Source organism: Microbacterium azadirachtae, assembly GCF_000956505.1.
Classification (GTDB): Bacteria; Actinomycetota; Actinomycetes; order Actinomycetales; family Microbacteriaceae; genus Microbacterium; species Microbacterium azadirachtae_A.
Genome location: NZ_JYIX01000004.1, coordinates 1 through 5,713 on the forward strand (window position 1 = coordinate 1; position 5,713 = coordinate 5,713).

The window sequence follows — 5,713 nt, forward strand, 5'->3', positions numbered from 1 at the left end:
ACATTCCGAACCCGGAAGCTAAGCCTCACAGCGCCGATGGTACTGCAGGGGGGACCCTGTGGGAGAGTAGGACACCGCCGGACTTCCTTTAACAGAAAGGCCACCCAACGCAGGGTGGCCTTTCTGCATTATGCGAAGCATTGAGATTCAAGGCCGCCCTTCGGGGCGGCCTTTTTTCGTGCGTGCGCGGCCCCGCGACCTCCGCCGCTGCGCGGCGGGATTCGCGTGCCCGCGCACGCCCGCGAGCGGACGTCGTACGCCCGCGGGAGCCCCTCGAGCTCGCGAGTTGGGCATCGACGCGGCGGCGGCGCGGGGCTAACCTGGGCGTCAGACGGGCCGTTCGCCCGCCTTCCCCGGTGGACGAAGGAGCGCGAGATGGACTCGATGATGATGGACTCGATGAAGAGCATGGACATGATGCCCGGCATGGAGGCGATGGACATGGCGCTCATGCAGGCCTGTATGGACGCGTGTTCGGCCTGCGAGCAGGCCTGCACGGTGTGTGCGACGCAGATGATGGACTGCTCGCCGGCCTGCATGAACTGCGCGGACATGTGCAACACCATGATGCGCGCGATGATGCGCATGCAGGGGATGACGCCTGCGGTGATGATGTCGATGCTCGACGCGTGCATGGCGATGTGCCAACTCTGCATGGACATGTGCATGAAGCATGAAGCGCACAGCGAGGTATGCCGGATGTGCGCGGCTGCGTGCAAGGCGTGCATGGACGCCTGCATGGCGATGCGCGCATCGATGATGGCTGCCTGAGCGACGCACAGCTGCCGCGCCGCCTCCACCCTGGTGGCTTAGGATCGAAGAATGCTCGTTGTTCGGGGCACCCGTTCGGTGCCGAAGGAGGTCACTGGCGCTTTCCGCGCCGGTGACAGAGGCTGACGCCCCTGCCGGTGGGTTCTCCCGCCGGCACGATCGTCGCGCCCGCGTGAGTCCTCCGCGGGTCATCTTCCGGCTGCGTTTCGCCAGCCGTCTCCTCCCGCCTGCATTCGGCAGTCGGTCAGACACCGCACAGAGAGCACGACATGCTTCCCATCGATGAGCGCGCCATCCGCGCTTCCTTCCGCAACGCCTCCCGCAAGGAGGTCTCCTCCGCCGCCCTGCCGCCCGAATTCGCCCAGATTGATTTCTCGCTGCTCGACTTCCTGGGCTGGTCCGACCCGAAGATGCCTCGCCGGGCGTACATCGTCGCGCAGCGCGACGATGACTCGCCGGTCGCGGTGATGCTGCAGCAGGCCGAACAGCGCACCCTCGCACGCGCCCAGTGCTCATGGTGCGAGGACATCACCCTACGTAACGACGTGCAGTTCTTCGCCGCGCGCAAGGCCGGGCCCGCGGGCCGCAACGGGAACACGCTCGGCGTGCTGATCTGCGCGAACTTCGGCTGCTCGGCGAACGTGCGTCGCCTGCCGGCGCTCGCGTACGAGGGCTTCGACCGCGAGGCGGCGCGTGCGCAGCGGATCCTGCGCCTGCAGCAGCACGTGCAGGGCTTCCTCCGCGAGCTCGGCGCGTAGCCAGGAGCGCCCTTCGTCTCCCGTCGCGGAGGCGGAGGGCGCCTTCCGCGCGTCAGGCGCGAGCGACGTTGTAGCGCAGCGCGCCGATGGCGAGAACATCCCAGCGGGTGTGCACGGCCACGGGCTGACCCGGCTCGACCTCGAGCGCGGCACCGCCGGCGTTCCACAGCGACAGCGCCTCGCCGTCCAGCGTGGTGACCTGCACGATGCCCGCCGCGCGGTCGACGCCCGAGACGAGTGCGTCGGTCCAGCCAGCCGTCGTCGCCGCGGCGAGGCGCGCCTGGATCAGGTGCAGCGCATGCCCTGGGGCGTAGGAGGAGCAGACGTCTCCGTGATCGCACATGCACGCCGCAGCCTCACGCACCGGAAGGGGCGAAAGGTGGGTGCGGGGCGTGGTCACGATGGTCTCCTCACAGGATCGGTCCGATCAGGCTACGTCCGGGCGTGTCGCGGGCGCCAACGGCCGTGAAATGTGCCGACACACTTCACGGCGCCAGGGGACCATCGCGATCGCGAGGGCGGGGCAGTAGGTGGAATCCATCCGTCCCCGGTGCCCATTGGGGTCAGAGCCGCGGCGTGCGCGGCGGCGCCGTGCGGCGGTCCCCGTCGGCGCCGATCGCCTCGAAGCCGGCGCCGAGACGCAGCAGCGCCGTGTCGTCATAGGCGCGGCCGATGAAGGTGAGCCCGATCGGCATCCCGATGTCGGACATGAGGCCCATCGGCACCGTCACGCTCGGGATGCCGAGGTGGCGCATCGGCAGGTTGCCGTTCGCGATCCAGGTGCCGTTGCGCCAGCCGAGGTCCGCGGAGGCGGGGTTCACGTCCATGTCCGCGGGGCCGACGTCGGCGACCGCGGGGAAGGCGACGGCGTCGAGGCCCAGCTCGTCCATCCACTGCTCGAGGTCGATGCGGCGCGTCTCCTCGAGGCCGGCAAGGCCCTGTTCGAGTTCGGGGATCGATGCGATCGTCGCGTCGGGGTTCTCGCGCACCCAGTCCGGGTACTCCGCGATGTCGTCGTCGAAGCCCGTGTAGCGGTCGGGCAGCGCGCCCGCCGGGTGCGGGAAGATCGTCGCGCCGTCGACGTCGGCGAGGGTGTGCAGCTGCGGATCCCCGTTCGCGTCCAGGAAGTCGTTCCAGCCCCATGCCGACAGGTCGACGATCTCCCTGTGCAGGTACTCCGGACTGACGAGACCCCGCGTGGCGATGGTGGGGGCGCCGGGGCGGTCTCCCTCGTAGTTCGTCACGACCGGGAAGTCCACCTCCACGACCTCGGCGCCGGCGCTCTCCAGATCCGCTCTGGCCCGCTCCCAGCGCGCGACGACCGACGCGCGGGTGTCGATGCGCTGGCCGGTCGGCCCGCCGATGCCGGGGTGCTCGCCCGTGCCGGCGTCAGGGTCGGAGTTGATGTACATGCGGGGGATCCCGATGCGCTTCCCGGCCAGCTCCGTGGCCGCGTCGTCGGCGAGCACCGGATATGCGGCAGGGCGCACGGCCGAAGAGGCGGGGAGCGCGATCCACGGCTGGGCGCGCCAGAAGTCGCCGCGGGTCTCGGCGTCGTCCGCGACGATGACGTCGAGGATCTCGAGCAGATCGGACATCGTGCGCGCGTGCGGGACGACGACGTCCATGGTCGGCACGAGAGGCCAGTTGCCGCGCACCGAGATCACGCCGCGCGACGGGGTGTACGCGCACAGCGCGTTGTTGGTCGCGGGACCGCGCCCGCTCGACCACGTCTCCTCGCCCAGGCCGAACGCGGCGAAGCTCGCCGCGGTGGCGGTTCCGGATCCGTTCGAGGATCCGGACGCGAACGGCGCGGTGAGGAAGGCGGGGTTGTAGGGGCTCTCGGCGCGGCCGTAGACGCCGCGCTGCATGCCGCCGTTGGCCATGGGCGGCATGTTCGTGAGGCCGAGGCAGATCGCACCGCCCGCGCGGAGGCGCTCGATCGTGAACGCGTCGCGCTGTGCGACGAGTTCGGCGAACGCCGGGGAGCCCGCCGCCGCCGTGAGCCCCCGCACGAGGTAGCTGTCCTTCGCGGTGTACGGGATGCCGTCGAGCGGGCCGAGGACCTCGCCGCGGGCGCGTCGCGCGTCGGACCCCTCGGCCTCGGCGCGCGCCTCGGGGTTGCGCACAACGACGGCGTTCAGCGCGGTCTTCGTGTCGGCGCCGTCGTAGGCGTCGATGCGGGCGACGTAGGCGTCGACCAGTTCGACGGCCGTGGTCTCGCCGCTCTCCAGGGCTTCGCGCAGGCGTGCGATGGGGGTCTCGACGACGTCGAACATGGGCTGTCCTTCGGAGGGCTCGGCCGCCGCGGAGGTGCGGCGACGGGGGCTGGCGGTTGAGAAGATCCGCGGCGCCCGATGGATGTCAGCGGGCGCCGCGAGATCTCAGCGGCCGAGAGAGGGCTGCTGCTGGGTGATGCAGTGGACGCCGCCGCCGCGGTCGAAGAGCGGACGGGCGTCGACGGTCACGACGCGGCGGCCGGGGTACGCCTCGGACAGGATGTCCCTGGCGCGTGTATCGGCGACGTCGTCCCCGAAGCCGCACGCGATGACGCCATCGTTCGTGACGAGGTGGTTGACGTAGCTCCAGTCCACGAAGCCCTCCTCGTCGCGCAGCGTCGACGGAGCCGGCAGCTCGACGATCTCGAAAGCGCGGCCCGCGGCGTCCGTCTGCGTGGTCAGGTGCGCGCGCAGAGCGGCGGACACCTCGAAGTCGGGATGCCCCGGATCCTGCTGCGCGTGCAGGAGGATCCGTCCCGGGGAGGAGATCGCCGCGACGATGTCGACGTGGCCGTTGGTGCCGAAGTCGTCGTAGTCGCGGGTGAGGCCGCGGGGGAGCCACACGGTCTTGGTCGCGCCGATCGTGCGGAGCATCTCGGCCTCGACGCGCTGCTTGTCGAGGTACGGGTTGCGTCGCGGGTCGAGCTGCACGGTCTCGGTGAGCAGGACGGTGCCCTCGCCGTCGACGTGGATGCCTCCGCCCTCGTTCACGAGGGTCGAGCTGATGAGCTCGGCGCCCGCCTCGGTCGCGATGATGCGCGCGTGCTGCGCGGCGTCGTGCCAGCGGGCCCAGGCCGGGGCTCCCCAGCCGTTGAACACCCAGTCCACGGCGCCGAGTGCGCCGGGGCGCTCGGGGTCGACGACGAACGTGGGGCCGGCGTCGCGCATCCAGAACTCGTCGACCGGAGCCTCGAGGATCGTCACGTCGGACGACAGCATGCGCCGGGCCCGGGTGAGCTCGCTCGGATCCACGAGGATCGTCACGGGCGTGAACTCGGAGGCGGCGTGCGCCACGGCGGTCCACGTGGCGTAGCCCTCCTCGCGGAGCGCATCGGTGTCACCGAGAGTCTCGCCCTCGGCGGGGAAGGCCATCCACACGCGGTCGTGTCGGGCGGTCTCGCTGGGCATCAGCCAGGGCATCGGTGCTCCTCGGATCGGGTTCGTCACGCTTATTGAACAAGCGGCCAACTAGCGATAATGTATAGCCCCATGAGCACCTCGTCAACCCCCAGGCCGAAGCGGATGCCGCCGGAGCAGCGGGAGAGGGCGATCCTCGACGCGGCGGTCGATCTCGCGCGGCAGGGCGGCATCGCCGGGCTCACCGTGCGCACGGTGGCCGCCGCCGCGGGCGTGACGCCGGCGCTGGTCGCCCATTACCGGCCGAGTATGGACGCGTTCGTCGCCGAGGTGTTCGGCGCGATCGTCGGGGCCGAGCGCGAGGAGGTCGTCGCCGTCGGGCGCGCCGGCACGGGCCTTCGTGCGCGGATCACCCGCGTCGTGGAGACCCTGCTCGACGGTGACCGCGATGACGTGACCCTGGTCTGGGTGCAGGCCTGGGCGGCGGGCGCGCGCAACGACGAGCTCGCCGCACGGGTGCGGCTCGAGATGGACCTCTGGCAGCAGGACCTCGAACGGATCGTCGCAGACGGCGTCGCGGCGGAGGATATCTCTGCCGAGCGCGCCGAGGGCGCGGCGTGGCTGCTGCTCGCGACCGTGGACGGGATGAACGCGCACTCCCTCGTGAAGTGGGCGCCCGAAGACCGCGGCGCTCTCGCCCGACGCACCATCGCGGCGCTCCTGGGTTGACCGCGAGACTTCATCTGGGCGACGAAAATGCGTCACAAAGGTGCAGTCTCGTCGCCCAGATGGAGTCTCGCGGTCAGAGAGGGAGGGGTGGTTCGGGGG

General features: G+C 70.7%; 6 protein-coding genes and 1 rRNA gene. 4 read left to right on the forward strand and 3 right to left on the reverse strand.

All coding sequences use genetic code 11. The features are described from left to right. The 3 genes from rrf to RS86_RS00040 all read left to right on the forward strand — a co-directional run. Window positions 1-83, forward strand: a 5S ribosomal RNA gene (gene rrf / locus RS86_RS19730); the annotation flags it as partial. 292 nt (window positions 84-375) lie between these two features. Continuing rightward, the gene (locus tag RS86_RS00035; RefSeq protein WP_045270155.1) at window positions 376-771 is read left to right on the forward strand and encodes a hypothetical protein; all 396 of its coding nucleotides are present in this window, start codon (window positions 376-378) and stop codon (window positions 769-771) included. 269 nt (window positions 772-1,040) lie between these two features. Continuing rightward, the gene (locus RS86_RS00040) at window positions 1,041-1,529 is read left to right on the forward strand and encodes an FBP domain-containing protein (RefSeq protein ID WP_045270156.1); all 489 of its coding nucleotides are present in this window, start codon (window positions 1,041-1,043) and stop codon (window positions 1,527-1,529) included. A gap of 52 nt (window positions 1,530-1,581) precedes the next feature. Here RS86_RS00040 and RS86_RS00045 read toward each other — a convergent pair whose 3' ends face one another. From RS86_RS00045 to RS86_RS00055, 3 genes are all read right to left on the reverse strand, one after another. Continuing rightward, window positions 1,582-1,929 carry a hypothetical protein gene (locus RS86_RS00045; protein ID WP_045270157.1) on the reverse strand — a complete coding sequence of 116 codons (348 nt, stop codon included), beginning with the start codon at window positions 1,927-1,929 and terminating at the stop codon, window positions 1,582-1,584. A 163-nt stretch (window positions 1,930-2,092) separates the two neighbouring features. Further along, window positions 2,093-3,808 (reverse strand): amidase, encoded by a 1,716-nt coding sequence (locus RS86_RS00050; protein ID WP_045270158.1) that lies wholly within the window; start codon window positions 3,806-3,808, stop codon window positions 2,093-2,095. Window positions 3,809-3,913: 105 nt separating this feature from the next. Beyond that, window positions 3,914-4,948, reverse strand: coding sequence for an agmatine deiminase family protein (locus RS86_RS00055; protein ID WP_045270159.1), 1,035 nt, complete (start codon window positions 4,946-4,948; stop codon window positions 3,914-3,916). Between the two features lie 69 nt (window positions 4,949-5,017). Here RS86_RS00055 and RS86_RS00060 point away from each other — a divergent pair, with 69 nt between their 5' ends. Further along, window positions 5,018-5,614 (forward strand): TetR/AcrR family transcriptional regulator, encoded by a 597-nt coding sequence (locus tag RS86_RS00060; RefSeq protein WP_045270160.1) that lies wholly within the window; start codon window positions 5,018-5,020, stop codon window positions 5,612-5,614. Window positions 5,615-5,713 lie beyond the last annotated feature (99 nt).